Here is a 25,464-nt window from a genome sequence, read left to right as displayed (position 1 = left end):
AAATCTACATTAACCCTTAACAACGAGGATGGCTGCCATCACAGCTAAAGACCATGACTTTTCCTTGAATAGCCAAGTTTCCGTTCATCATTAAGCCCATAAAACCAGTTTCACGTCCATAGTCATAGGCAGAAGGCGTAGCTGTAGCAACTTGCTGGTTCCCACTATTAGCAGTCGCAGCATACGTTGTTTTTTTGAAATATGCATAATCATACATATTTGCGCTCGACCCTTGCACTGTTGTTGAGCTGGTAAAGTTATCTTGCTCAATTGATAAAGCATTAAAACCAAAGTTACGAATTAAAATTGGCTGTGCTGCGCTAAAACTAAGCTGAATAGCAGGCTTAATCATTTCGGTATTGTTTTTATCCAGATACTTTAAATCAGCGCCATCCAACCCCATTTTTTGAATATTTAAAGTTCCTTGTACACCTTTAAATACCAACCAAAGTTTATTACCACTATTACTGTTTTCAGCCCAACCGCTTGGCTTACTCGCATCTGCTTGTACAAAACGTTTGTTAATCGCCAAACCAATATGACAAAACTCGACGTTCTCACAGACACCACCACTACCATTGTCAAAAATACCATTACTGGTCTGGTTTAAATTGAGCATCAAAGATAAATCAGCACCTGCCTGTCCATTAATCGCCTGCAATGCTTCATTATCTAAAGTTTGCAGCTCGGCATGAGTAACCGTTGCACAAAGAGCGAGGATTAAAGTACTTAATTTTTTCATATCATTATCCTCCTCTTATAAGCCTTTAGTTGTCAGTTTTAAATGCTGGATTAACACACCATCAATTACAGCTGAACCCATGTTATTAGTAATGGCTGAGCTAATTTGTGCTCCAGATAGCTTATAGGTGTTCAAATCTGCATTTGGCGTGGTGGTAGACCAACGTCCATTGTTATAAAGTGCATCTGGTAAAGGTGTGCCATTTGGTACAACAAACTGAGCCCCATTTCCGGCATCAGCTAAGGTATAACCAGTATTATTTACAGTTGGATTATAATAAGCCGTACTATCTACATTGGCCCAGTTAGCACCTTGTGAATCAAATTTCAAACCTGAGCCTGCATTTCCCGTCCAGCCCGTTGCTGTACGGTACTGCCAGTCATAACAAGTAAAAATCAAACTACATGTATAACTATTTACACGGCGCTCTTGATTTTGCAATTGATAGAAGTTTTTAGTCTGTGTTACAGCAGCAACAGTACCTGTAGGTAATTTACCAAATGAAATACCGACAGCATCTTGTGTACTATTCCCTTTAAATGCTTCTAAAGTATTATTCGTAGCATTATAAACAGTTGAACCAATTGAGATACTGCTGTGTGTTGCGCTAGAACCTTGGTAAGTTTTACCACCTAATGTTACATTGGTACCACATTGATAAATATTACAAGTAGAGCCTAAATAGCTAGTATCTGCGCCACTATAATCTGTATAAATTTTCTTATAAATTTCTGGTTTATTCGGAATACGAGCAAGTTCTAAACTAAAGTTTTTACCATCTGAACTTAAAACAAGTGGTTGATATAAAGACCCTAACACAAGGTTAATATTTGGGTTATAGAGATATAAACCTTCATTCGCATCAAAGGTTGGTGCAATTCCACCATTAATTGCAGGTGTTACCAAATTACCTTGAGTAGTTCCAGACTCACGTGTACTCAAACGCAAAACATTATTCATAGCACTGTCAGTTGGAGCAGTCCATGAGCCCGTTGAAGTAACAGTCGTAGTTTGACTACGAATACGATATAACCAGTCCGAACTTGGAGAGTTATTACTTGGCGCACCCGTATATTGGGTGCTATAGCGATTTACCCATGGCCCTACTGTAGATGTTGGGGTATTTGAAGTAACGGTTGCTCTTAAATTAGATGCATCACCGCTGTTTAAACGAATAACTCCTGCCAAACCTAAAGTATCATTATAAAAAGGACTCATTCCACCAGCAGATGTTGCGCCTCCTAATGTTTGGAAAAGCTGTAAACGACTGCCATTTAAGCTAAAGTTATTCCAAACTCCTTGTAAACGAAGACGGTTTGCACGGCTTGCATCAGTACTGGTACCAATCAAACCATTTGAGTCCCCATAATTAAATTGATCTGCTGCACCATTTATTTTATTTGGGTTACGTACAAAGATATCTGTCCATAAGCCTAGTTTCAGCTTATAAGCATCTAAACCTGCGGTATCTTTCGTTCCAACTTCATATAAGGGCGCTTCTAGAGCTAAGTATGTCACCTGACATGTTGGATCGGACGCGCCAGTACAATTTGTCGCACTAAAGTTAGGTACTGAGTTTTCTGTCGCAACTTTAAATATCCACGGGTTAACCGCAGTACCCCAACTCGAAATTGCAGCAGCCGCATCTGTAGAAGCGATACGACTATTCGTATCATTATCGGATTTGGAAAGCGCTAAACCATAAAGAAAAATATCGGCTTTACCGACCGCACGGTCGCCCGAATCAATCGAACCATTTTTATTGGTATCTGCGGCTGTCATACTTAAAGGACCAACAGGCACATAATTGATATAACCCGTATCTTTAGTACGATCCGTTAATATCTGACTAGAGGTTTCATTAGCACCTGCACCACGAAATACCATATAAGCATTCTGTGGCAAGATAGCAATGCCTTCACCTGTAGTTTCACTTAAGCCCGCATCGGAAAGTTCTTCGAGTGCGAAACTAGACTGGCTTATACAAAGCCCGATTAAACTTGCCAAAACGGTTTTTTGAAACCTTACCGTATAATTAAGTGTAGTCATCTTGACCTTCCTGTTTTATACGATGCCGCGCACCATATTTATTTTTCTTTAACAATCCTTGATGTCAGGTGAATCTATCCTTTTCACCTTAGACAAAGAGGCAAATCTAAAAGATTTTGCCAACCTTTCCACATTTCTATTATGCGGAATATTTGCACAAATGCAAAAAAAAGCATGTAAAAAATTACTTTTCCGATGAATGTAAAGTATTAGCTATAACATTCTTTTAAAATTAACAGAACTTTAAGTTTCCATAGCAGTTAGGAGCAAAACTCTGATTTTTTAAGACTAAATTCGTCAAATTCATAGGAACGTACTGACCTGTTAAATCGACAGTACTTACATCAATATTACCTAGTAAACAATCGAAAGCTAAAGTTCCACAGTTAACTGGGTTAGCTGTCAAATACTGACTAACCTTGCCTAATGTGGCTTTCACCACATCATCAGTAATTACCACCTGTGATTGTGGTGTTACATCACCAATATCAATCGGATTTGAGAGTTCTAACCACCAACCTGCCTGAGAAACTGACTTCGCTCCTGTCCATTGCAAATTTTGTCCTTGTAAAGAAAGAGAAGCCGCTGTGCCATTCAAATTAACTTTATGGAAGTAACCTAAATCTTCATTAACTGCAACATTTACACCTAAATTATTGATTGTTCCACTTAAATTACCTGAAATCTTAATAATCAAATCTGTATCAGCTGCAATTGTACCTGACAAATTAATACCGCTCACATTAGCAGTACCAGTCAAATTTGCAGTAGTTATACGTTTTCCACTAATGACTTGAGAAGGTAAAAATAAACTACCAGAAGCACTGCTAAGTCCGAGATCATAACTAGTTGAACGGAAATTTGTATTAATAACATCAAGACCAAGCAATGTTCCTTTTGCTCGTCCAGTAATTTGTGTGCCTAAATTGGCTTGCGTTAATCCTGAGCCTGTTGGACGGGCAGCTGTGCTAACACTGCCTCCAGTCGCTTGAGTCACCATATAACCACTAAAAGAGTTAATTCCATTTTTCGTAGTCGTATTTTCTGAACCAAAAGTAAGTAAACCCTGAATAGATTCGGCACTTAATCTCACACCAGCTACTTCACGAGTTGATGCACTGTTCGGGTTTTTAATCGCAAACTCAATAAATGGATTAGTTAATTTTGCTGAAGAACTAGCACGGCCATCGTTCGTATCTGAAAGACCACTTAGACTTAAGTTATCAATATCAATATCACATGCACCCGCACCATTAGCTCCACCGCATCCAAGCTGCAATTTTTTAATATTCGCGTTCAGTTCCAAATCAGCATCTAGGCCCAATTTATAAAAACCGACGTTACTATTACTGTCACGTAGTTTTTCCAAATTTGCCGAATCCGTAGGCGCAATATAAGACATACTCATTAAAGCTTGGCCACGAGTTGCGGATAGTTCCGAATCTGACATAGGGACTAATGTAGACGCAGCATACGCTGAAGAAAAGCATAAGCTTCCAAGTGCTATCGCTACATGAAGAGACGTAAACTGTCGCATGGCCGACCTCCGTATCCGTGGGGGCATAATCCTGTTTAATTTCTTTTTATTTGGCCTGTCTGAATTTAGTAGATATCTAAGTAATCACTACTAAAAAGACAACCTATATCCGATATATTTGTTTTTCAATACTGTGATGCAGAACAAAAAAACAAATCAATTATTGATCATATTATATTATTTTTTACAAAAGGAAACTGTCATTTACCACTATTCCGATAAACGCATCTTATGTAAATTTTACCCATAAAATTGGGCCACCTGAGCGACCCATTATTTTAAAACTCTTCTTTATCTAAGAAAAATTATGTTTTAGGGAGTGTAACGCCTGTCTGACCTTGGTATTTACCACCACGGTCTTTATAAGATGTTTCACATACTTCATCACTTTCAAAAAATAGCATTTGTGCTACGCCTTCTCCTGCATAAATACGTGCAGGTAAATTAGTAGTGTTTGAAAATTCTAAAGTTACGTGACCTTCCCATTCAGGTTCTAATGGAGTCACATTTACAATAATACCGCAGCGAGCATAAGTCGACTTGCCTAAACATACGGTCAATACATTACGAGGAATACGGAAATATTCAATTGTACGCGCTAGAGCAAATGAGTTTGGCGGAATAATGCAAACATCAGATTCAATGTCGATAAAACTTTTGTCATCAAAATTCTTTGGATCGACAATTGCAGAATGTACGTTAGTAAAAACCTTGAATTCACGGGCACAGCGTACATCATAACCATAGCTAGAGACCCCGTAGGAAATCAACTTTTCACCATTTTTATCAAAACGGACTTGATTCTCTGCATAAGGTTCAATCATGCCGTGTTTTTCGCTCATCTCGCGAATCCAACGATCAGACTTAATAGCCATGTATTTTCTATCCAAAAGGTAATTTCATTGATTTCGACGTACTTTAACTTAAAAAAGCAATTATGAAAACAATGCAGAGCTACTCAACCTAAAAGAATAGCTCGACACTACTTTTAAAGGCTAAGTAAAGCAGAATAACTGATAGGAATTGAAAAACTGACTAAAACGAGTGAAGCTGTTTTTTGCAAATTCGTCTGATTTAACCACGCAACTTTCTTAGAAGCTAAAAGTGATCCTAAGAAAATCCAGAATAAGGCAATTGGCGTAATAAGCGCTAAATAAGCCATCATATGAATCATATAAATATGAAAATCACTCCATGCAGCCACAGGAAAAATTGCTGAAGCAAAGAGTAAAGCTTTAGGATTTAATAAGGTTGCACAAAATAATTCACGAGTACGGATCGTAGGCTGATTTAATTCAACTTCTTGATTTGCCGTATGCCATAACTTAATAGCTAAGAAAATAATATAACAAGCACTCAATAGCTTAAGAATAGGCGGCAGCAATGGCAATGTGGTGGACACTTTACCAATCAGCATTCCCCATGCAGAAATAGAGATCACGTAACCCAAAACTTCTGCTGGAATAAGTTTTACTGACTTCCGTAATCCTACTTGCACGCCTGAAGAAGCGAGTAAAGTGTTCGTTGGACCAGGTGTAAGTAAAATTGTGGCTACTAAGCCAATAAAAAGCCATGAAATCATTGAATGACCTCACAATATAGTCATCTCAGATTAATAGATATCCTGTCACATGGCAAAAGGTAATTGTAAGACAAAATTTTTAAAATCGTTTTTAAATTTAAAATAAAAACATTAAAAACAAAAACTTATATAATTACTGCAAAAAGCGATAAAGAAAACTTTACAGTCAGTTGTCATGCTTTTTAAATAGTTTCTTACTTAAGTAACATAAGTATTTTTATTTTAAGTCTATTTTTCCATCAAAAGTCTTTATAATAAAAAATATATAGTGATGGTAAGTTTAAATTTTAAGCTTTTAATAAGTTTCAATTCATATATTGTTTCTGATTTTTTTATATAGAGCAGCGCGCTCTACTACCTTAATGATTATGGCAAAGCACTTTTTTCAATCTTGGCTTCCCTCACCCGAGAAAGTTTCAAATATGAAATTTCTAAGGATTTTTGGTAAAAAGACCTTGAATCCTGTGCTTTGGTATGTCAATCGAAAATCAATTACCCGAGCTGTTTTTGTTGGAACTTTTTTTGGTTTACTGCCTATCCCTTTTCACAGTGTGTTTATTGTGATGGCGGTCTTACTATTCGAAGTAAATTTACCAATTAGCTTAATGCTGGCTTGGCTAAGTAACCCCCTTACTTTAGTTCCGATTCTATATATTGGTTTTTGGTTTGGTGCACATATTTTTCATGTGCATATGATCAACAAAGAAATGCTACTAGGTGTATTGCACCAGATTTCCCGCTGGATTACTCATTTCGGCCATGGGCACATTGATTTTAGTCTTGCGAAAATTTTGATGACAGGCCTGATTGTAGAAGCTTTCGTCTTTGCGGTCATTTTATATTTATGCACAGAAATTTTCTGGCGTTGGATGGTCATTAAAAACTGGAAAAGTAGACATCGCCAGAAAAAGCAAAAAGAAGAAGTTTTATAAAGACTTCGGTCTTCTTGCTTAGTTTTAAATTATTATTTTGGTAGTTTTGATTTCATATATTCTTCAGCCACATTGAGAACATACTCTTGGCAAGCTTCTCCTGTGCCTGGGTCATAAGCTCCATTATTAGTAATGTTATTAGATAAAATTCGAATTCCTAGAAAAGGAACATTAAACTGGCTGGCAATTTGAGCAACTGACGCCGCTTCCATTTCCTCAACAGAAGTGCCATAACGTTGGTGGAAAAATTGAATACGATCAAGTTCATTATTCCAAACATCTGCTGAACCAATCGTTCCTTCAACCACCTCGCCTTTGTCATAACGGACTTTATGAGCCGCCATTAATAGCTCTTGGTTACCTTCAAACTTACGAATTGCAATAGGTTCTGGATCAGATTCATCAGTTGGCAAAACATCAAAAGCCTCAACCCATGTGAGTGAATTTGATCCACCACCTACTGGCTGCTTAGGCGTTCTAAATGCACCAATATTTGTCGCATATTTTCCTAAAACAATATCGTAAACGTGTAGGTCTGGGTCATGCCCGCCTGATGTTCCCTGATTAATAATCGCAATTGGTTTATAACGCTCGATAGCCAAAGCAGTTGCAGCAGCTGAGTTACTCATGCCCATGCGAGTTTTAGAGATAATCATGGGGTAACCATTGTAGGTTCCCTTCCAGAATATCCAACCACCTATAGTTTCAGCTTTCACATCTTGCAATTTAGAAGCCATCTGTTCCGACTCTACAGGTAAAGCACCTTGAATAATAATCGGTTGTAATTTCTGTTTTTGTTCCTGAACTGTTGGTGTTTCTGAGACGGTTGAGTTGTCATCATTACATCCAACTAAAAATAGGGCGCTACATAAACTGATTACGCCAAAAGCACATTTAAATTGCATTTTTTACCCTTTCTTTTTAAAAAGTGTAAAGTAGCAATCTACATGCCAATTTCAAGTTTAGCTTTGTTATTTAGATTCAGTACTTTAAATTTTACTTTTAACCAAATAATAAAAACCCGACTTAAAGTCGGGTTAGAGATGTTTTAGAAAATACGTTTGTCATCACGTGAACGCTGAGGAATTTTTTCAACCTGTTCCCACATCGCTTTGGCAATATCAATATAACTATCAGCAGCGTCATCCATTGCTACAACACTAGGTTTACCCTGATCAGCATGCTCACGGATCTGAGCATTTAGAGGCAAGCGACCTAATAATGGAATATGGTACTGTTCAGAGAGCTTGTCACCACCGCCAATACCAAAAATTTGCTCCTCATGACCACAGTTAGAGCAAATATGGGTCGACATGTTCTCAACGACACCTAACACGGGAATACCCACTTTATTAAATAGCTCAATTCCTTTGGTCGCATCAAGCAAGGCAACATTTTGTGGCGTAGTCACAATGATTGAACCAGTCACTGGAATACGCTGTGCAAGGGTAAGTTGAATATCACCAGTACCAGGCGGCATATCAATCATCAATACATCTAAATCAGGCCAAAGGGTTTGATTAAATAACTGCATTAAAGCACCCGTCGCCTTCGGTCCACGCCACGCGACAGGTGTGTTGTTATCACCAGTTAAATGTCCAATAGAAAGCACAGCCATACCGTAAGCATCTAAAGGTACAAAATTTTCACTTTCAATAAGAGGAGTTTTGCCAGCATTTCCCAGCATAGTCGGAATACTTGGACCATAGATATCGGCATCTAAAACCCCAACTTTCAGCCCCATCTTTTGCAAGGCAAGTGCCAAATTGACAGTGGTTGTTGATTTACCAACACCACCCTTGCCCGAAGAAACTAAAATAACATGCTTAATGCGAGGATGGAGTGGAACATCTCTCTGCTGTGGAGCAGCTTTTTGAATAGGAGGATTATTTGGATCTGGTTCTGATTTAGGTGAAGCATCTAACACAGGAGGTAGGTTCGAACTTTCTTGTGTAGTGCGCTTCTGTTGAACAACATGTAGGTTCAGTTCCTCAATACCACATTTTTCCAAAGCCCCAGCCAAATCATCATGAATTTGCTGCAAATGCTCTTTTTCATCAGGAAATGTATTAATAGTGAGTTGTAATACTCGACCTTGAACTTGAAGCTGACTAATGCGCTCTTTTAAAGCATCTTTTGAATGCGGTAGTAAATAATTTTGGAGTACGGTTTGGATTTCATCTTCTTTCACTTCTTGTGCAGGTGAAAAAACAGACTTTAATGAAGAAAGCCAAGACATATTGTTTACTCCAAAAACAGATCATTACAGCTTAATGGAGATAGTGTAACAGTATTGGTCCGCACTCGCTCGCCTTGGGATGAATAATTACTAACTTCCAATCTCATCTTTTAGGTAAGGAGTGCAGATTTTAGATTAAATAAACTTATTCATCAGAATCATGGTGCTTTAATTTATTTAACTTATCAGTTGCTGTTTTCTTCAACTCATCAAATTTCGCTGTTGCTTGCGTTTTTAACTCATCGAATTTTGTTGCAGCTTCATCTTTTAACTCGGCTGCTTTGGCTTTGGCATCATCAAGTTTATGGCTTGCCTCAGTACGCAAATGATCAAACTTATCTTGCAAGGTGTGTTGAGCATCCTCAAGTTTGCCTTTCAAATCACTTGCTTTATCTTCAACCGCCTCTTTACCAGCAGCTTGTTTCTCTTTTACATTTTCTTTTAAATCATCCAAAGCTTTTTCACCTTGAACTTTTGCGTCTGCCGCTTTTGCTTTTAATTCATCTACTTTATCTTGAACCGCTTCTTTACCAGCAGCTTCTTTAGCTTTTACATTTTCCTTTAAATCATCCAAAGCTTTTTCACCTTGTACTTTTGCATCTGCCGCTTTTGTCTTTAAGTCATCTAATTTATTTTCAGTAGTCATCGTTGTTATCCTCGTAGTTAATTAAAAAATTACCTGAATAAGTTATTAGTTATACATCTTTATGGCTTATTTTCTGAACGTAACTGCAATTTGAAACAAAGACAATACAGGAAGATTCAAATATTTTTCGATTTGTTTATCTGTTCTAAAGAGAAGCAACTTTTCAATTAAAATCCGTTTTTTACAAATTGCTTGTTCTCCAGCAAAGATTATTAATCTTTGCTTATCTCCCTGCATCAGTTAAAATCTTCCACCTTATAAATACGAATGAGAGAATGAAATCCGTGCGTAAAATTTTAGTCACTAATGCCCTCCCTTATGCTAATGGTCCAATTCACATGGGTCATTTACTCGGTTACATCCAGGCAGATATCTGGGTTCGTGCCATGCGGGCAATGGGTCATGATGTGACTTATGTATGTGCGGATGATGCTCATGGTACTGCCATCATGCTACGTGCTGAGGCAAATGGTATTAGCCCAGAAGAACAAATTGCGAATGTTCAAAAAGAACATATCCGTGATTTTGATGGCTTCGGTGTACATTTTGATCACTATGATTCAACTCATAGCGATGCCAATAAAGCACGTTCAACAGACATCTATATTAAAAACCGTGAAGCTGGAAATATTGCAGTTCGCCCTGTAACTCAATTATTTGACCCAGAAAAAGGCATGTTCCTGTCTGACCGTTTCATTAAAGGTACATGCCCAAAATGTAAGGCAGAAGACCAATACGGCGACTCATGTGAAGTTTGTGGTACGACTTATAATGCAACTGAGTTACTCAACCCACGCTCAACGTTAAGTGGCGCAACACCAGTTGAAAAATCTTCAGATCACTATTTCTTTAAACTACCGAATTTTGCTGAGTATTTACAGAAATGGACCCGTGATGAAGGTCGCTTACCTGTTTCGATTGCAAACAAACTCGATGAATGGTTTGAGTCAGGTTTAACCGATTGGGATATTTCCCGTGATGCACCTTATTTTGGTTTTGAGATTCCAGATGCGCCAAATAAATACTTTTATGTTTGGGTAGATGCGCCAATTGGTTATATGTCTAGTTTTGAAAATTACATCAAAGCGAAACGTCCAGATTTAAGTTTTGATGATTTCTGGAAAAAAGACAGCCAAAACGATGTGTACCATTTCATTGGTAAAGATATTGTTTATTTCCATGCATTGTTCTGGCCTGCAATGTTAGATGGTGCAAACTATCGCACTCCAACAGGCTTGTTTGTAAATGGTTTCTTGACTGTGAACGGACAAAAAATGTCTAAGTCTCGTGGTACTTTCATTAAAGCTGAGACTTATTTACAGCATTTAAATCCAGAATATTTACGTTACTACTTTGCATCTAAACTTTCAGATAAAGTTGAAGACTCTGACTTGAATCTTGATGATTTTATTCAAAAGGTAAACTCTGATTTAGTCGGTAAAGTCGTCAATATTGCGAGCCGTTGCGCTAAATTTATCAATAGTAGCTTTAACCATACCTTATCTGCTGAATGCGCAGAGCCTGAATTGGTACAAAGTTTTATTGATGCAGGTGACTCAATCGCTCAAGCTTTTGAGGCTCGTGAATTCTCGACCGCTATTCGTGAAATTATGGCACTTGCTGACCGTGCAAACCAATATATTGATGAGAAAAAGCCATGGGCTCTTGCTAAACAAGAAGGCCAAGAACAACAAGTTCTTGATGTGTGCTCGGTTGGTATCAACTTGTTCCGTCAATTAGCTGTGTATTTAGCTCCAGTTCTTCCAACTTTGGCTGAGCAAGTTCAAAGTTTCTTAAAACTTGAAAGCTTCAATTTTGAGTCACGTAAACAAATTCTTGTAAGCCATGAGATTGCACAGTTCCAACCACTCATGCAACGTGTTGATCCAAAAGCTGTTGCCGCAATGGTGGATGCATCTAAAGAATCTTTAGGTACTCCTGCTCCAGAAGCAACTAAAGCGACGGTGAAAAAGGACAAAGCTGCCGAGAAAAAAGCGGCTCCAGTTCCAGCAGTTGGTGAAGCAGAAATCATTGGTATTGAAGACTTCTTAAAAGTTGACTTACGTGTTGCTCAGGTCGTTGAAGCAGGCACTGTTGAAGGTTCAGATAAATTACTTCAACTTACTTTAGATGTTGGTGAAGCTGAACCACGTAACGTATTCAGTGGTATTCGTAGCCAATACGCACCAGAAGATTTAAAAGGCAAACTGGTAGTCATGGTTGCTAATCTTGCACCACGTAAAATGCGTTTTGGTATATCAAACGGAATGGTACTTGCTGCTGGAAATGGTGAAGGTATTTTCATTATTTCTCCAGATAGCGGTGCAAAACCAGGCGATAAAGTTTCTTAATCTGCCTTAATAAAAAAGCTTCCTAAATTGGAAGCTTTTTTATTTTTTAAAATCTGATTTTTAAAGAAACATAAATAAGTAAATTTAAATTACGACCAAGGCCATCCTTCACAAGGGTTATTAAATAAAACATGTATATTTCCTAACTCCTCACTTGTTAAATAGCCGTTCTTATTTTCATCTAAATAATGAAATAACTCTGTATGCTTGTTTTCGCCTTGAAAACGTTTATCGGTAGGCCAGTTATAAGGATAAAAATCCTCAATACGTTGAAATTCTTTTAGGCTGTATATTCCATCATGATTTAAATCATATTTTTCCTAAAAAAGCTCCCAATCTAAAGATGCAGGTTCACATGCATTTGCCACATTCAAAATACAGTAAGTTAAGCATCCAGCAAGTAACTTAATAGTTGGATTGCTCATGATTATTCGCTTGGATATCGGAAATTTTATAATCCTTTTCATGAACCGGAGTACCAACAATACTCATGGTCCGCTCATTTGCCAGTGGTTGCTTGCTCATCATTTTCATCTCACATCCTGTAGTTAAGATGAGAAAAACTACAGAAATGCTCACCATTAGTTTTTTCATAACGTGATCCTCATTTCTTTTTGTTTTATTTATTAAGTTACCACTTTTAAAGTGTTTAAGTGCTAAAAAAGATATTTCAAATTATATATATTTTACGCAAAAATAAAGCCAGACGATGAATGCCTGACTTTCTATTCTTTAGATATTTTAATTAAAGACTTATCATTTGAAGAAAATTAACTTTAAACCCAATAGGCTAACAATGCTTCCAGCAACTCGGTCAACACCAGTTTTTGCCTTTAAATACATTGTTCTAGGCTTCTCTGAAGATAACAACATCGCAACACATGAATACCAACCAGCGTCGATCATAAAACAAATAACTGGTAATGCTACGTAGTAATAATTTGGGATTTCTTTCGGCAGTAAAGCAGTAAATACACTTGCTAACACGACTGCGATTTTTGGATTACTTAACTGAGTAATCAAACCATATCGATATGCTTGTTTATAAGTCATTTTCGATTTTGAATCGTTTTCAACTGCAATTGGTTCTTTGGCGTGTTTAATAATTTTAAAAGCAAGCCAAAGTAAATAAAGCCCACCGCCAATTTTTAAAATTAAATATGCAGAAGGCACAGCCAATAAAACTGCCTGTAATCCCATAACAGCTAATAGGCCAAACAGAGCCGCACCTGTACCCGTTCCTAATGCTGTAAATAAACCATGTTTACGTGATTTGGAAATTGAATTTTGCGCTACATAAATAAAACTTGGCCCTGGGCTTATTGCTCCAAGCATCAATGCCATTGCAATTGAAAAGAGAGGAATAAGAGAGTCAAACATTGGGCTAGCCTAGCATCATGTAATTGCGCGGTATTCTAGCAGCTTTTTATGACGCATTTAAAAGAGCACAAAATATAAATGATGAAAAATGAATTTTCATGTTTTTACAATTTTTATCTTCACAACGGACAAAAATGTCCGTTAAATATCTAACTTCAAAATTCTCTAAACGATGACATGAGTAAACGTCAAAAAATTGCTGCCCATAATCGGGATGAATTACTCAATGCAGCCGAAGAATGTTTTCGTATTCATGGCATTAATGTCCCTTTACAAGTCGTCATTGATTATGCAGGGGTAGGAAGAGCGACGTTCTATCGTAATTTTGGTGATCGCAAGGTGTTAATTAGCGCCCTTTTAGAGCGTGCGATTACACAGCTAGAGCAAAAAGCAGCTTATTTTCAACAATTCGAGGATGGTTTATTTCGTTTAATTGAAGGACATATTGGACAACTCCCCAAGCTCGCAATTTTGCAAGATTTTTGGAGAGTAATTGATCGACAAGACCCAATTATGTTAAAAATTTATGAACGGCGAAATAATGCACTTAACCCACTGATTGAAAATGCGATAAAACAACAACTGTGCAGAGCTGATCTTACTGCCGATGACTATGCAATGGTCACAGCAATGTTAGGTTCTTCATTTCAAGGACATGAGCCAGAAGAACAGACTCGCTTAGCAAAACGAGCAATTGAATTACTATTTCATGGTATTCAAATACAAAAAATTCGAGGGATAGAATGAGTAAAACGCCTCGTTACTTAGAAACACCTCCAGATTGGACTCCAGAAGAACAACCAACTCTGCCTGGTTCACCAGCCGCCATTGTACATTCTGTACCTAAGCGATTTATTTACTTTTTTATCGGTTTATTTGTCGCCCTTTCGGCAAGTTTAAGTAATGGCTTTATTACGGCAAATTTACCTTTAATTCAAGGCGAGTATGGGCTCACTCCTTCTGAAGCGGCTTGGCTCCCTGCTGCCTATGTCATGGCAAATGTCAGCTCAAATCTAATTTTATTTAAAGCCAGACAACAATATGGTTTACGCCTATTTTCAGAAATAGGCTTAGCAATTTTTATTGTTGTGCTTATTTTACATATTTTTGTGCATACCTATGAAATGGCGTTATTTGCTCGGGTCGTTGCTGGTTTAGCGGGTGCGCCACTAAGCTCTTTAGGTATGTATTACACCATGCAGGCCTTTAAAAAAGCAGACATGGCAAAAGGAATATATATTGCCTTCGGTTTTCAGCAGCTCGGCGTACCTCTAGCCTGGATTATTTCTCCATTTCTTGTAAATACAGACAGTTGGTCTGTTCTTTATACCTTTGAGCTTGGTTTAGCGCTTTGTTGTTTAGCCATGGTCGTTTCATTGAAATTACCACGGAGCTTAAGAATATATGTATTCGAGAAACAGGATTTCTTCACCTTTGCTTTGCTAGCCCCAGGTTTTGCATGCTTATGTATTGTGCTGACACAAGGTCCAATTTTATGGTGGTTTAATAGTGAATGGCTTGCTTACGTATTAATTGCAGGTTTTAGCTTAGTTGTGCTCGGTTTACTCTACGAACACTATCGTGCTAACCCACTCATTATGACCCGTTGGCTAGGCGCCTCTTCAACTCTACGCTTTATTTTTGGTGCATTTGCAATCCGACTATTAATGTCAGAACAAAGCTATGCTGCCGTTAATTTTTTAAAAACGATGGGAATGGGTCCTGATCAGTTTGTTCCACTCTATGTCATCATATTGGTGGGAATTTTAAGTGGAACACTTTTTAGTGCGCTTACTTTTTCACGCGAACGAATTATCTTCCATTTACTTTTCGCAGAGTTTCTGATTTTGGTTGCATGTGGACTAGATTATCACTTAACCAGTGATGTTCGGCCGGTGAACTTCTTTGCGAGTCAGTTCTTGGTGGGCTTTGCAGGTGGCTTATTTATTGGACCATTACTTTTAATTGGCTTTGCACAAACACTGGCTAAAGGTCCATCTTATGTAGTGACCTTCATCGTATTATTTTCTGCTACGCAAACTTTCGGTGGCTTAGTCGGCTCCTCCTTCTTCTCGACCTATCAACAGCATCGTACGCAAAACTATCAAGCAGAGATGATTAAAGATTTAGAACAAGCAGACCCTTTAGTCGCTCAAAGACTTTCAACCTATCAACGTAGCGCGGCCATCACAACGAATGATCCAGCGTTACAAACTGCTCAATCCATGCGATCACTCAATCAAGTTGTGACTCGTGAGGCTCAGGTACGCGCCTACAATGATGTTATTGCATTAAATGGTATTTTTGCTGTCGCTCTGCTCTTATGGGGTGGATTTAATATTGCACGAAGCAAATATCTACAGCGCAGAGGAATTAGCCGTCCTTAATGGCTTTCATTTTTGATGAAATAGAAATTGAGATTTATATATGTCAGATGATCAAAACAAACCAGAACAAACTCCACCTCAAGCAGCCCCTGCTCCGTCTAACGAACCAGCACCTGCAAGTAAACTCATTCCGACCAAGCGCTCTACTTTATTGTGGATGCTGGTAGTTCTAATAGTCGGTATTTTAGTAATTTTATGGGCTTGGAGAATTGGACCTTTTGCAACCAGTGTCCAACAAACTGACAATAGTTATGTCAAAGGTAAAACTACCATTTTATCTTCTCAGATTAATGGCTATGTTAAAGACGTATTAGTAAAAGATTTTGACCATGTCAAAAAGGGTCAAGTGTTAATGCATATTGATGCAACCACTTACGATCAAAAAGTCACACAAGCTGCTTCAGGCGTTGAACAGGCTAAAAATACCTTAGCCAATCAAACCCAATCCATTGCTCAGAAACAAGCTGATATTGTGGCAGCACAAGCCAAAGTTGATCAAGTTAAAGCTCAATACCACCTCTCTTTAGCGCAGCTCAGACGTTATCAACAGTTGGGTAATAGTGGAGCTGCATCTAAATCTGAACAAGATAAAGCAGCAGCAGATGCAGAAAATAACCTTGCGGCACTCAAACAGGCAGAAGCAAATGTTTTAGTAGCCGAAGAAGCTTTAAAAACAGCACAAGTGGCTAAAGCGGGGTTAGAGGCACAGGTCTCTAGTGCTAAAGCTCAATTAGACCAAGCACAAACCACCAAAGACTATAGCGTTATTGTTGCCCCAATGAATGGGCAGCTTGGTGAGGTAAACCCTCGTGTTGGTCAATACGTAGCTGCTGGTTCACAATTACTCTATTTGATTCCCCAACAAACATGGGTAATTGCCAATTTCAAAGAAACTCAAATTGCCAATATGCGAGTTGGGCAAAAAGCATGGTTTACAGTCGACGCCATGAAACACAAAAAATTTATAGGCCATGTTGAACAAATATCACCAGCTGCTGGTTCAGAATTTAGTGTCTTAAAACCGGATAACGCGACTGGTAACTTTACCAAAGTGGTTCAGCGTATTGCAGTACGTATTACGATAGATCCAAATCAAGAAGGATTTGAATACTTACGTCCAGGTATGTCAGTTATTACCTCTGTCGACACAAGCTCTTAATTAGTTTTTTAAAATTCTGTTTAAAAAGCTACAATGTGATCAATCATTATTTTCTCAATTTCTAATGTTTGATCACATTGCTTCATCTGTTCCCTATCAGTCTATTAACCTACCTTATTCCGTACATCTCGATATTAAACGATTAGATTTAATTCACCCTCAAATTTCGGGTAATAAATTTTTTAAATTAAAATACAATATATTAGAAGCCCAAAAACAAGGGTTAACCCGTATTTTGACATTTGGCGGAGCTTATTCAAATCATATTGCTGCGACCGCCTATGCTGCTCATCTTTATGGCTTAAAAAGTGTAGGCATTATTCGTGGAGAAGAACTCGCCACACAACCACTTAACCCAACATTAGCAAATGCTCAAAAGTTAGGAATGCAGTTGCATTTCGTCTCACGCAATGAATATCGTTTGAGAAATGATGGGAATTATCTTCAACAATTACACAATCATTTTCCAAAAACCTATCTCATACCTGAAGGCGGTACTAATGATTTAGCAGTACGAGGCTGTCAAGAAATTCTCAGTCAAAGTGATTTGCAAAACTATGATGTCATTTGCTGTGCAGTCGGAACTGGAGGGACTATTTCTGGGCTGATTGAACGAAGTGCCCCACATCAAAAGATTTTAGGGTTTTCTGCATTAAAAGGTAATTTTCTAAAACGAGATATTATGCAGTGGACTAAAAAACAGAATTGGTCACTGACAGATGCCTACTGCTGTGGTGGTTACGCTAAAACTTCACCTGAGCTACTCGCATTTATCCAAAAATTTGAAGAGCAACATGTGGTACCACTTGAACCGATCTATACGGGAAAAATGATGTTCGGTCTGTTTGACCTTATCAAAAATAATTACTTTCCTGAAGGAACTCGTATTCTGGCAATTCATTCTGGTGGTTTACAAGGGAAAATCACATCAATAACTTACTAGTTTTTAGGTCACATTGTTCACTACCGTGATAAATGTCTTTAGCATGACTAAGCCTTAGCATGATAGTATATGCCCCTTTTAAATTTTCAAGATTAATCGAGAATCTCTTATGTCTAACAGTCATGTCGATGTCATTGTCTTAGGTGCAGGTGCTTCTGGACTCATGTTGGCTGCACATGCTGCTAAACGAGGGCGCTCGGTTTTAATTTTAGAAAAAGCCAATAAAATTGGTAAAAAGATTTTAATGTCAGGTGGTGGTAAGTGTAATTTTACAAACCTGTATGTCGAGCCTGATAACTTTATTTCTCATAATCCGCATTTTGTTATTTCTGCCCTGTCACGCTACAGTAACTGGGACTTTATTGGCTTGGTATGTGACTATAAAATTGCTTATGAAGAACGTAAACATGGACAATTATTTACTCTAAACGGTTCTAAAGAAATTTTAGAAATGCTTGTGAGTGAATGTAATAAAACTAAAAATGTGGATATCCAAACCCATTGCGAAGTTGGACAAATTACACCCTTGGAAAAAGGTGGATTTTCACTAAACACCAATCAAGGTCAATTTACTTGTGAATCATTAGTGGTGGCTACTGGTGGACTATCGATTCCAACTTTAGGCGGTTCTGGTTTTGGCTATGAACTGGCACAAAAATTTGGTCATCAGGTTTTCCCAACTCGTGCAGGTTTAGTTCCATTTACTTTTTCAGATCACATTAAAGAAGTAACCACACGCTTAAGTGGTAATGCTTTGGATGTGACGTTAAGCAACTCAAAAAATAGCTTTACTGAAGCGTTATTATTTACCCACCGTGGCTTGAGTGGACCAAGTTCTTTGCAGCTTTCAAATTATTGGAATTCAGGAGAAAGTTTTAAAATTGACTTTTTCCCGAGCCAAGATTTGGCAACTTATTTAAAAGATAAAAAGAAAGCGCAGCCTAAAGTTTTATTACGCACCCTTCTTAATGAGTTTACAGCCAAAAGTATTGTCCAAGAGTTACAACAACTCATCTGGTCAGAGCAGAGCGAAACAGCGATTGGTAATATCAGTGATGCGCAGCTAGATCATATTGCCGAGCAGTTACATGGCTTTGCAGTTAAACCGTCTGGAACAGAAGGATATCGTACCGCTGAAGTTACTTTAGGTGGAATAGATACAACGGAAGTATCTTCCAAAACCATGGAAAGTGAAAAGCAGAAAGGACTGTTTTTTATTGGCGAAGTACTTGATGTGACCGGACATTTAGGAGGCTACAACTTCCAGTGGGCATGGTCTTCTGCCTATGCTGCTGCCCAATACGTATAAGCTAATTTGAGTTTTTCGAACTATTTGATGCATTTTGTGCATCTTGCGGCTGAGAAGTAGCTTGTTTTGAGCTTTCGGACTTACTAAATACAAATTTATAAGCACTTGCTAAAAAACCTACCGTAATTCCGGCAATGACAATCGGTGCTAAAAAACGACCTGGTTTCTTCATCGTATTTTCCTCACTTATTTGTTTTTATAACGGCCAAAAAAGAACGACCACTCAATATAGAGTGGTCGAACTTATCACAAAAATCAAAGATTTTTTGTACTGTTTATCTGAAATTTAATTTAATTCCCTTAAATTTCATCATTTTCGCCTGTCGAACCAAACGGTTTATTCACTGGCGGTTGCGCTGGATTCACCTGTACAGAATCCGCTGGTTTTGCATCAGATGAAACTGTTGATGGTGGAGTTGTTGGCGTAGAGGTAGTGGTGGCTGGAGCTGCACTACTGGTACTTGAAGGTGGTTGGTAAAGAGGGTTTGGTTGATTCGCTTCTTTTTTAGCTTTATCAAGCAAATCAGTTAAAAGTCTTTCTGCTGGTTGGCGACCACCTAAACCGAATGCAAGAGCGAAAGCCACTGCAACCGCGCCTAGAGTCAAACCAAATGCAAGATTAACAATTGAATCCGCAATGCCCATCGCTCTTAAACCAAGCGCAAGTACAAGACCAATAATTAAGACACGAACTAAACTACCTAACCAACGCGAGCTATTATATTCGCCACGTTGAACCACATTCGCCACAATATTCGCTAGCCAGAAACCAATTACTAGAATTACAGCACCCAATAGAATGTTTGCACCGAAATGGATAAACATTGCGATTAGACCACTGATTTGGTCGAAACCAAGACGATCTGCTGCTTCAGATACTGCAAAAAGCATGGTGAAGAATACGATTAGGCAACCGACAGCACTAGAAACTTTAGTTTGACCTAAAAAGCGTTGTACATCTAATTTGGCCGGAATTTCATCAACACCAGTACCTGCAATTAACTCTGCAACCAAACGCCCAACAAAACGAGAAACAATATAGGCAACCAGTAAAATTAAACCAGCCGCAATAATGTTTGGAATTGCTTGTAAGATTTCATTCAGCATTGCTGTTGCTGGCTGAGAAATTGTCTCAATACCTAAAGCTTCGAACGCTACAATCAATGTGGTAATAATAATGATGGCAAAAACAAACGAACCTAGGAATTTACCTACATTAGAGCTTTTGAAAAGACCAATTTTTTCCGCTTGAGCCTGAACTCCTAAGCTATTAATTAGACCTTCAACAATGCCGCGTACAATTTTTGCCAAGATATAACCAACAAAAACGATAACGCCAGCAATAAAGATATTTGGTAGGAAAGCAACTGCTTCATTTACCATATTCTGAACTGGGATGAGTAAGCCGGTTAGTCCTAATATTGAAAGAACAATCGGAAGGAAAAGTAATAATACAAGCCAGTAAAGAATCTCACCAATATTTTGGCTAATTCCACCTACACCTACTTCATTACTTAATTTATCGTCGAGTTGAGTTCTGGATAAAAGATTGGTAACCCCTGCCCGCACCAGTCGAGCAACGATCCAACCAATAAAACCCACCACCACAGCAGCAATAATATTTGGAATGTAAACAAGTACCTGATTCACCATATTGCTGAACGGGCCACTCACTCCACTAATGTTGAGCACATTTAGAGCCGCTACAACAGCTAAGATCAAAATAAACCAGAATACAACCTTGGATATCAGTCCTTCAATATTTGGGGCTCGGCCAGTGGCTGAAGATAGTTTGGCATTAGTATTTACTTTTTGTAGAAGCTTTTTCACACCTGCTGCTACCAATAAAGCAATGATCCAACCAACTAATAAGATTACTATTGCAGCCAGAATAGGATGAAACTGGTCCCAGTAATACATGGCATCAAATTGAGCGCCGCGAGGCCCATCAAAAAAATCATTCATATTGTTATGTCCTCACTTGTTATGTTCTTTTTCAGTGTTATCTCTAGGAAACACCATTCGTTGTAAAAAATGACGATGAATGCGGTCTATCTCACATTATGTTTTGAATATTTTCTAATCAACACACTTCTGCATAAATACAACAAATTGATGCAAAAGGTTGCAAAAAAGCCTTCAGGTTTACACCTAAAGGCTTGATATCAAGATAAACTGATTCGTTTATTATCCTATATAGGTCTTTAAATTTAAATCAGTACTACCCTTAATTACATGTGGTGTGGTCTCATTTTGAAAAGCTCCCTCTTCTTTAGGAGTCTGTTTATGGTCAGCGACCATATAGACAATAAGTGCAAGAAGAAAAAGCCCAACAATAATTAAAATATAAACTGGCAATCTTCTTTTTTTCGCAGTTTCTTCAGGACTCGTCACATGAGGTGGTTTTGAAAAGTCATGCATCTTCTTTCCCCTCTTCTATTATCATTAGCTTTATATTCATCATAGCAATTTGCTTTGTTGCGTTGTGTGAAAAAGCATTATGCTAAGGTGTCTGTGATTGCAAAACTCTACTTTTAAAATAATAAAAATAGTATAAAATTTGCACACACAAATTTAGACAATTAAAAATAATTTCTAATTATTCACCCACTTCATCTATATCCCATTTGTAATACAATATGTTTTAGCGCTTACTTTTTAGAAAATAGGCTATAATAAGCCCCCTTGTTTTAAAGCCGCTCTATTTTATGATGTATCGTCAGCAAAACGTAACTCTTGATCTCGACACTGACGTCACACATCAATGTTATATCCACCAGACAAGAGATGAGCATCTCATTGGTATTATTGAATTTAATAAACCAAGTTATGAACTCAAATGGGGTGATCTGGAGTATTTTCGTCGTCGTACTGAAGAGTTTTCAGTCATGCCATTTCCTGACTGCATTAACGCCATGATTGTTGATATTCGTAATATCAATATTTTTCTGGACAATGAAGTTCCGATTTTGCCTTGGCGTTTACTTGAAGAAGATTGTCCTGTTCGCTTAGTTGTTCCCCAAGACCGTTTAGAACATTATGCAGGCCTTTTTGAACCGACTTGGCTTTCAAGCGATGTAGACAGCGCAATTTCTGAAATTCGTGAATTTATGGATATGTTTGTCCATTAATAAACATATCCATAAAAATAATTTTAAAGTTCTTTTAATTATCGTTTGTTACCAGTAATTTTCTACTGCAATATTTCCCTCACCTCGACGATTCATCGTCAAACCACGGCGCTTTAAAGCTTCTTTCGTGTCATCTACCATTTGTGGATTTCCACAAAGCATGACATGGCTTGTGGCAGAGCTCAATTCGATACCAGCAACTTTTTCTAATTCACCATTTTCAATCAAAACCGGCAAACGGTCATGTAACTGTACCAATGGGTCACGAGTAATAATTGAAATAAATTTAAAACCGACGTGCCCTTCTCCAAAAGTTTCAGCAATCTCTTGAATACGATCGACATAAGCTAACTCGGCTGCGGTACGTACACTATAAATCAAATTGATCTTTTGATATTTCGACCATGTATCGAAGTCTTGCAGCATCGACAAAAACGGCGCCAAACCAGTACCCGTTGCTAATAGCCATAAATCATGCGGTAAAGGCTGTTGATAACGAGCTAAAGTAAGGTAACCATAAGGTATTTTTTCTAAATAAAGCTCATCTCCTACCTTCAAATGTTGAAGATTTGAGGTAAATGCACCATCAGGTACCACAATTGAGAAAAATTCTAGCGTTTCATCAAATGGTGAAGACACGACCGAATAGGCACGAACAACAAGTTCTTCTCCAACTTTCAGTCCAATACGTGCAAATTGCCCAGCAGTAAATTTAAAATGTGCAGGGCGAGTCATGGTAAAACTGAAAAGAGTTGGGGTCCAGCGGTGTACAGATAAAACTTTTTCTACGCTAAATTTTTCAATTGACATGATTTCAACGTGGCATGAAATAGTGCGCTCATGTTAGCATGACAGCCGAAATAATGAATACTTTTAAACGTTAAGGCTTTTTAAACATGCGCATGACATTACGCCAGTTGGCTGTTTTTGTAGCAGTCGCTCAAGAAGGAACTGTCACCAAAGCCAGTGATGCGGTCAGACTGACGCAAAGTGCAGCAAGTATGGCTTTAGCCGATTTAGAGGATGGTCTTGGTGCCCCTCTATTTGATCGTTTAGGTAAACGCCTACAACTCAATGATCTTGGTCGCTTTCTATTGCCACAAGCGCTAGAAATATTGGGTCGCTGTGAAGCTTTTGAGCAAGCTGCAAAAGGTGAGTTACAAAGCATTGATTTACGTATTGGGGCAACTCTAACGATCAGTGATTATCTCATGCCAGATTTAATGGCGAACTTTTTACAATATCACCCTAAGGCACACTTGCAATTACAGGTGGGCAACACACGTCAAATGATTGAAGCGGTCAATCAGTTTCAGCTTGATTTGGCATTAATTGAAGGCTCGTGTCACCTGCCTCAACTTCAATGTATTCACTGGCGTGATGATGAGCTTGCAGTATGTTGCTCCCCAGATCACCCTCTAGCACGTTTAAATCGACCTTTAACAGCACATGATTTCTATCAGGTTGAATGGATTTTACGTGAAGAAGGTTCGGGAACTCGTGAAGTGTTTGATAATGCTATTTTGCAAGATCTACCAGACGCTAATATTCGTCTTACCCTAGGTCACAATGAAGCGATCTTGAAAATCGTTGCTGGTGGTTTAGGAATGTCTTGTATCTCTAAACTCGCTATTGAACCTTTAATTGAAAAAGAACAATTAGTTATTTTAGAAACGCCATTCTGGCAACTTACTCGCCCACTTTACATGTTGGTACACCGTCAAAAATACCAAGGTCCTGGCCTCAAAGCATTCTTACAATTCTGTGAAGAGCAGGTTTAAGACCTGATCTTCTAGTGCCATCTTGAGTTGTTCTCAGATAACTCACCATTCTTTTCATTTTATTATTTAAGACAATTAAGGGAAGCTTACACCTCCCTTAATTTATATTACTTACTCATTCCACACACTATCAAAAATCTTCCTTGCTGGTCTTAGCTAAACTCTGCCCTAAGATAGCCTTGAAGATTGAGAACACTATTAGCGTCGAAAATGTGATAACAACTCTGTTGTAATCGCTTTATTATGATCGGTGATTTGTGTTTTTTTGGTTTTAGACGGATTAGGATCGATACGCTCAATCTTTATAGCCTTAAATTTCCCCTGATTATCTACAGCAAGAAATTTTACTTTTTCATTTCTTTTCGGTTCGCCTTCTGATGCAGGAAAATCCGAAATATGAAAGAAAATATCTCCTTCAACCGTTCCAATAAAACCAAATCCTTTTTCAGGATCATATTGTTTAACTTTTCCAGTATAAAACTCTTGCTTCATGATCTTCACCCTACTTTTTCAATACTGACATTACAGTAGAAAATTAAAAAAGAGACTTTCAATCCGCCCTCAAAACTTTACGGTTTGATTAAGTCTCTTTTTATCGTTATTTCAAAAATTAGTCTTTTTGGACACTACCAAAAATTTTATCGCCCGCATCACCTAAACCAGGAACAATATAGCCTTGTTCATTTAAGCCATTATCAATAGATGCTGTATAAATCTGCACATCTGGATGAGCGGCTTCAACTTTAGCAACGCCTTCTGGGGCAGCTACTAATACCATAACACGTATATCTTTACAGCCACTTGCCTTTAACACATCAATGGCAGCCACTAATGAGTTACCTGTTGCCAACATTGGATCGATAATCATTGCAAGACGATTAGCGACATCTGGAACTAGTTTTTTATAATAAGTACGAACTTCTAATGTTTCTTCATTACGCTCAAGACCTAAAACACTCACTTTTGCACTTGGAATCAAATTAAGTACGCCATCCAGCATACCAATTCCTGCACGTAAAATCGGTACAATCGTTATTTTTTTGCCAGCAATACGCTGGGTAATAACAGTGCCAGCCCATCCATCAATTTCACAATCCACAACTGGTAAATCTTTTGTTGCTTCATAAGTCAACAACATAGTCACTTCCTGAGCAAGCTCACGGAAATTCTTAGTACTGATGTCAGAACGACGTAACAAACCTAATTTATGACGAATAAGTGGGTGACGAATTTCTTGAATGGCCACAGATGTTACCTAAAAATATAAAAACGTATTTATTATAATCTTTTTTTAAT

Annotated in this window: 25 protein-coding genes and 1 pseudogene; 9 read left to right on the top strand and 17 right to left on the bottom strand. The window is 38.0% G+C overall.

From position 1 onward, the window contains the following. Positions 1-16 precede the first annotated feature (16 nt). From MSG66_RS03965 to MSG66_RS03945, 5 genes are all read right to left on the bottom strand, one after another. Positions 17-742 carry a DUF6160 family protein gene (locus MSG66_RS03965; RefSeq protein WP_324652447.1) on the bottom strand — a complete coding sequence of 242 codons (726 nt, stop codon included), beginning with the start codon at positions 740-742 and terminating at the stop codon, positions 17-19. 15 nt (positions 743-757) lie between these two features. Further along, the gene (locus MSG66_RS03960; RefSeq protein WP_324652445.1) at positions 758-2,791 is read right to left on the bottom strand and encodes a hypothetical protein; all 2,034 of its coding nucleotides are present in this window, start codon (positions 2,789-2,791) and stop codon (positions 758-760) included. Between the two features lie 232 nt (positions 2,792-3,023). Further along, positions 3,024-4,328: a hypothetical protein gene (locus MSG66_RS03955; protein WP_324652443.1), complete on the bottom strand. Its 1,305-nt coding sequence runs from the start codon at positions 4,326-4,328 to the stop codon at positions 3,024-3,026. Positions 4,329-4,633: 305 nt separating this feature from the next. Beyond that, positions 4,634-5,203 carry a dCTP deaminase gene (dcd, locus tag MSG66_RS03950; RefSeq protein ID WP_002120290.1) on the bottom strand — a complete coding sequence of 190 codons (570 nt, stop codon included), beginning with the start codon at positions 5,201-5,203 and terminating at the stop codon, positions 4,634-4,636. A 113-nt stretch (positions 5,204-5,316) separates the two neighbouring features. After that, the gene (locus MSG66_RS03945; RefSeq protein ID WP_202743669.1) at positions 5,317-5,910 is read right to left on the bottom strand and encodes a LysE family translocator; all 594 of its coding nucleotides are present in this window, start codon (positions 5,908-5,910) and stop codon (positions 5,317-5,319) included. 362 nt (positions 5,911-6,272) lie between these two features. On the opposite strand from MSG66_RS03945, the gene MSG66_RS03940 reads away from it, so the two are divergent. Beyond that, on the top strand, positions 6,273-6,842 hold the full coding sequence (locus tag MSG66_RS03940) for a DUF2062 domain-containing protein (protein WP_262474390.1): 570 nt from the start codon (positions 6,273-6,275) through the stop codon (positions 6,840-6,842). A gap of 32 nt (positions 6,843-6,874) precedes the next feature. On the opposite strand, the gene MSG66_RS03935 is transcribed toward MSG66_RS03940, so the two are convergent. From MSG66_RS03935 to MSG66_RS03925, 3 genes are all read right to left on the bottom strand, one after another. Continuing rightward, complete coding sequence (locus MSG66_RS03935; protein WP_133975129.1) at positions 6,875-7,747, bottom strand: 5'-methylthioadenosine/S-adenosylhomocysteine nucleosidase; 873 nt, start codon at positions 7,745-7,747, stop codon at positions 6,875-6,877. Positions 7,748-7,890: 143 nt separating this feature from the next. Continuing rightward, a complete protein-coding gene (gene apbC / locus MSG66_RS03930; RefSeq protein WP_324652440.1) occupies positions 7,891-9,081 on the bottom strand; it encodes an iron-sulfur cluster carrier protein ApbC in 1,191 nt (396 codons plus the stop codon). A gap of 145 nt (positions 9,082-9,226) precedes the next feature. Next, a complete protein-coding gene (locus MSG66_RS03925; RefSeq protein ID WP_324652438.1) occupies positions 9,227-9,727 on the bottom strand; it encodes a hypothetical protein in 501 nt (166 codons plus the stop codon). Between the two features lie 284 nt (positions 9,728-10,011). Here MSG66_RS03925 and metG point away from each other — a divergent pair, with 284 nt between their 5' ends. Continuing rightward, positions 10,012-12,078 (top strand): methionine--tRNA ligase, encoded by a 2,067-nt coding sequence (gene metG, locus MSG66_RS03920; protein WP_324652516.1) that lies wholly within the window; start codon positions 10,012-10,014, stop codon positions 12,076-12,078. An 89-nt stretch (positions 12,079-12,167) separates the two neighbouring features. Here metG and MSG66_RS03915 read toward each other — a convergent pair. The 3 genes and pseudogenes from MSG66_RS03915 to MSG66_RS03905 all read right to left on the bottom strand — a co-directional run bounded on the left by MSG66_RS03915 (position 12,168) and on the right by MSG66_RS03905 (position 13,458). After that, positions 12,168-12,503 (bottom strand): annotated as a pseudogene (locus MSG66_RS03915) (calcium-binding protein). Continuing rightward, entirely contained in the window at positions 12,484-12,672 is a 189-nt protein-coding gene (locus MSG66_RS03910; protein ID WP_324652436.1) for an NF038215 family lipoprotein, read from the bottom strand. Before MSG66_RS03910 ends, MSG66_RS03915 begins: the two are co-directional and overlap by 20 nt. Positions 12,673-12,834: 162 nt before the next feature. Continuing rightward, positions 12,835-13,458 carry a LysE family translocator gene (locus MSG66_RS03905; RefSeq protein ID WP_042896864.1) on the bottom strand — a complete coding sequence of 208 codons (624 nt, stop codon included), beginning with the start codon at positions 13,456-13,458 and terminating at the stop codon, positions 12,835-12,837. Positions 13,459-13,635: 177 nt separating this feature from the next. Here MSG66_RS03905 and MSG66_RS03900 point away from each other — a divergent pair, with 177 nt between their 5' ends. From MSG66_RS03900 to MSG66_RS03880, 5 genes are all read left to right on the top strand, one after another. Next, positions 13,636-14,205, top strand: a complete 570-nt coding sequence (locus tag MSG66_RS03900; protein ID WP_042896863.1) for a TetR/AcrR family transcriptional regulator — start codon at positions 13,636-13,638, stop codon at positions 14,203-14,205. After that, positions 14,202-15,845 (top strand): MFS transporter, encoded by a 1,644-nt coding sequence (locus MSG66_RS03895; protein ID WP_262474400.1) that lies wholly within the window; start codon positions 14,202-14,204, stop codon positions 15,843-15,845. Before MSG66_RS03900 ends, MSG66_RS03895 begins: the two co-directional genes overlap by 4 nt. Positions 15,846-15,885: 40 nt before the next feature. After that, positions 15,886-17,004, top strand: a complete 1,119-nt coding sequence (locus tag MSG66_RS03890; RefSeq protein ID WP_324652432.1) for an HlyD family secretion protein — start codon at positions 15,886-15,888, stop codon at positions 17,002-17,004. Between the two features lie 64 nt (positions 17,005-17,068). Continuing rightward, positions 17,069-17,947: a 1-aminocyclopropane-1-carboxylate deaminase/D-cysteine desulfhydrase gene (locus MSG66_RS03885; RefSeq protein ID WP_324652430.1), complete on the top strand. Its 879-nt coding sequence runs from the start codon at positions 17,069-17,071 to the stop codon at positions 17,945-17,947. 109 nt (positions 17,948-18,056) lie between these two features. Next, the gene (locus tag MSG66_RS03880) at positions 18,057-19,256 is read left to right on the top strand and encodes an NAD(P)/FAD-dependent oxidoreductase (RefSeq protein WP_324652428.1); all 1,200 of its coding nucleotides are present in this window, start codon (positions 18,057-18,059) and stop codon (positions 19,254-19,256) included. Position 19,257: 1 nt separating this feature from the next. Here the strand turns inward: MSG66_RS03880 and MSG66_RS03875 are convergent, their stop codons facing one another. From MSG66_RS03875 to MSG66_RS03865, 3 genes are all read right to left on the bottom strand, one after another. After that, the gene (locus tag MSG66_RS03875; protein ID WP_075431236.1) at positions 19,258-19,428 is read right to left on the bottom strand and encodes a hypothetical protein; all 171 of its coding nucleotides are present in this window, start codon (positions 19,426-19,428) and stop codon (positions 19,258-19,260) included. A 128-nt stretch (positions 19,429-19,556) separates the two neighbouring features. Further along, positions 19,557-21,221, bottom strand: a complete 1,665-nt coding sequence (locus MSG66_RS03870; RefSeq protein WP_202743676.1) for a mechanosensitive ion channel — start codon at positions 21,219-21,221, stop codon at positions 19,557-19,559. A gap of 222 nt (positions 21,222-21,443) precedes the next feature. Beyond that, positions 21,444-21,677: a hypothetical protein gene (locus tag MSG66_RS03865; protein ID WP_202743677.1), complete on the bottom strand. Its 234-nt coding sequence runs from the start codon at positions 21,675-21,677 to the stop codon at positions 21,444-21,446. A 290-nt stretch (positions 21,678-21,967) separates the two neighbouring features. Between MSG66_RS03865 and MSG66_RS03860 the strand changes: the two genes are divergently transcribed. Beyond that, complete coding sequence (locus tag MSG66_RS03860) at positions 21,968-22,387, top strand: hypothetical protein (protein WP_171056780.1); 420 nt, start codon at positions 21,968-21,970, stop codon at positions 22,385-22,387. 48 nt (positions 22,388-22,435) lie between these two features. Here the strand turns inward: MSG66_RS03860 and MSG66_RS03855 are convergent, their stop codons facing one another. Then, positions 22,436-23,197, bottom strand: a complete 762-nt coding sequence (locus MSG66_RS03855) for a ferredoxin--NADP reductase (protein WP_324652424.1) — start codon at positions 23,195-23,197, stop codon at positions 22,436-22,438. A gap of 86 nt (positions 23,198-23,283) precedes the next feature. Between MSG66_RS03855 and gigC the strand changes: the two genes are divergently transcribed. Then, a complete protein-coding gene (gigC, locus tag MSG66_RS03850; protein WP_004641477.1) occupies positions 23,284-24,168 on the top strand; it encodes a LysR family transcriptional regulator GigC in 885 nt (294 codons plus the stop codon). 198 nt (positions 24,169-24,366) lie between these two features. Here gigC and MSG66_RS03845 read toward each other — a convergent pair whose 3' ends face one another. Together MSG66_RS03845 and upp are read right to left on the bottom strand one after the other, a co-directional pair. Beyond that, positions 24,367-24,660: a cold shock domain-containing protein gene (locus MSG66_RS03845; RefSeq protein WP_202743679.1), complete on the bottom strand. Its 294-nt coding sequence runs from the start codon at positions 24,658-24,660 to the stop codon at positions 24,367-24,369. 118 nt (positions 24,661-24,778) lie between these two features. Beyond that, entirely contained in the window at positions 24,779-25,414 is a 636-nt protein-coding gene (gene upp, locus MSG66_RS03840) for a uracil phosphoribosyltransferase (RefSeq protein ID WP_262474411.1), read from the bottom strand. Positions 25,415-25,464: the final 50 nt, after the last annotated feature.

Origin of the sequence: Acinetobacter sp. IK31 (genome assembly GCF_035615195.1) — a bacterium.
GTDB classification, from domain to species: Bacteria; Pseudomonadota; Gammaproteobacteria; order Pseudomonadales; family Moraxellaceae; genus Acinetobacter; species Acinetobacter calcoaceticus_C.
The sequence above is the reverse complement of the archived record's forward strand: the minus strand, read 5'-3'. Positions and strand labels throughout refer to the sequence as shown.

Coding starts and splice junctions, on each gene's coding strand:
- MSG66_RS03905 (WP_042896864.1), bottom strand. CDS start 13,458: ATGTTTGACTCTCTTATTCCTCTCTTTTCAATTGCAATGGCATTGATG.
- apbC (WP_324652440.1), bottom strand. CDS start 9,081: ATGTCTTGGCTTTCTTCATTAAAGTCTGTTTTTTCACCTGCACAAGAA.
- MSG66_RS03945 (WP_202743669.1), bottom strand. CDS start 5,910: ATGATTTCATGGCTTTTTATTGGCTTAGTAGCCACAATTTTACTTACA.
- MSG66_RS03860 (WP_171056780.1), top strand. CDS start 21,968: ATGTATCGTCAGCAAAACGTAACTCTTGATCTCGACACTGACGTCACA.
- MSG66_RS03845 (WP_202743679.1), bottom strand. CDS start 24,660: ATGAAGCAAGAGTTTTATACTGGAAAAGTTAAACAATATGATCCTGAA.
- MSG66_RS03885 (WP_324652430.1), top strand. CDS start 17,069: ATGTTTGATCACATTGCTTCATCTGTTCCCTATCAGTCTATTAACCTA.
- MSG66_RS03855 (WP_324652424.1), bottom strand. CDS start 23,197: ATGTCAATTGAAAAATTTAGCGTAGAAAAAGTTTTATCTGTACACCGC.
- dcd (WP_002120290.1), bottom strand. CDS start 5,203: ATGGCTATTAAGTCTGATCGTTGGATTCGCGAGATGAGCGAAAAACAC.
- MSG66_RS03895 (WP_262474400.1), top strand. CDS start 14,202: ATGAGTAAAACGCCTCGTTACTTAGAAACACCTCCAGATTGGACTCCA.
- MSG66_RS03925 (WP_324652438.1), bottom strand. CDS start 9,727: ATGACTACTGAAAATAAATTAGATGACTTAAAGACAAAAGCGGCAGAT.
- MSG66_RS03900 (WP_042896863.1), top strand. CDS start 13,636: ATGAGTAAACGTCAAAAAATTGCTGCCCATAATCGGGATGAATTACTC.
- gigC (WP_004641477.1), top strand. CDS start 23,284: ATGCGCATGACATTACGCCAGTTGGCTGTTTTTGTAGCAGTCGCTCAA.
- MSG66_RS03890 (WP_324652432.1), top strand. CDS start 15,886: ATGTCAGATGATCAAAACAAACCAGAACAAACTCCACCTCAAGCAGCC.
- MSG66_RS03875 (WP_075431236.1), bottom strand. CDS start 19,428: ATGAAGAAACCAGGTCGTTTTTTAGCACCGATTGTCATTGCCGGAATT.
- MSG66_RS03935 (WP_133975129.1), bottom strand. CDS start 7,747: ATGCAATTTAAATGTGCTTTTGGCGTAATCAGTTTATGTAGCGCCCTA.
- MSG66_RS03965 (WP_324652447.1), bottom strand. CDS start 742: ATGAAAAAATTAAGTACTTTAATCCTCGCTCTTTGTGCAACGGTTACT.
- MSG66_RS03960 (WP_324652445.1), bottom strand. CDS start 2,791: ATGACTACACTTAATTATACGGTAAGGTTTCAAAAAACCGTTTTGGCA.
- MSG66_RS03880 (WP_324652428.1), top strand. CDS start 18,057: ATGTCTAACAGTCATGTCGATGTCATTGTCTTAGGTGCAGGTGCTTCT.
- MSG66_RS03940 (WP_262474390.1), top strand. CDS start 6,273: ATGATTATGGCAAAGCACTTTTTTCAATCTTGGCTTCCCTCACCCGAG.
- MSG66_RS03910 (WP_324652436.1), bottom strand. CDS start 12,672: ATGAAAAAACTAATGGTGAGCATTTCTGTAGTTTTTCTCATCTTAACT.
- MSG66_RS03865 (WP_202743677.1), bottom strand. CDS start 21,677: ATGCATGACTTTTCAAAACCACCTCATGTGACGAGTCCTGAAGAAACT.
- MSG66_RS03955 (WP_324652443.1), bottom strand. CDS start 4,328: ATGCGACAGTTTACGTCTCTTCATGTAGCGATAGCACTTGGAAGCTTA.
- MSG66_RS03870 (WP_202743676.1), bottom strand. CDS start 21,221: ATGAATGATTTTTTTGATGGGCCTCGCGGCGCTCAATTTGATGCCATG.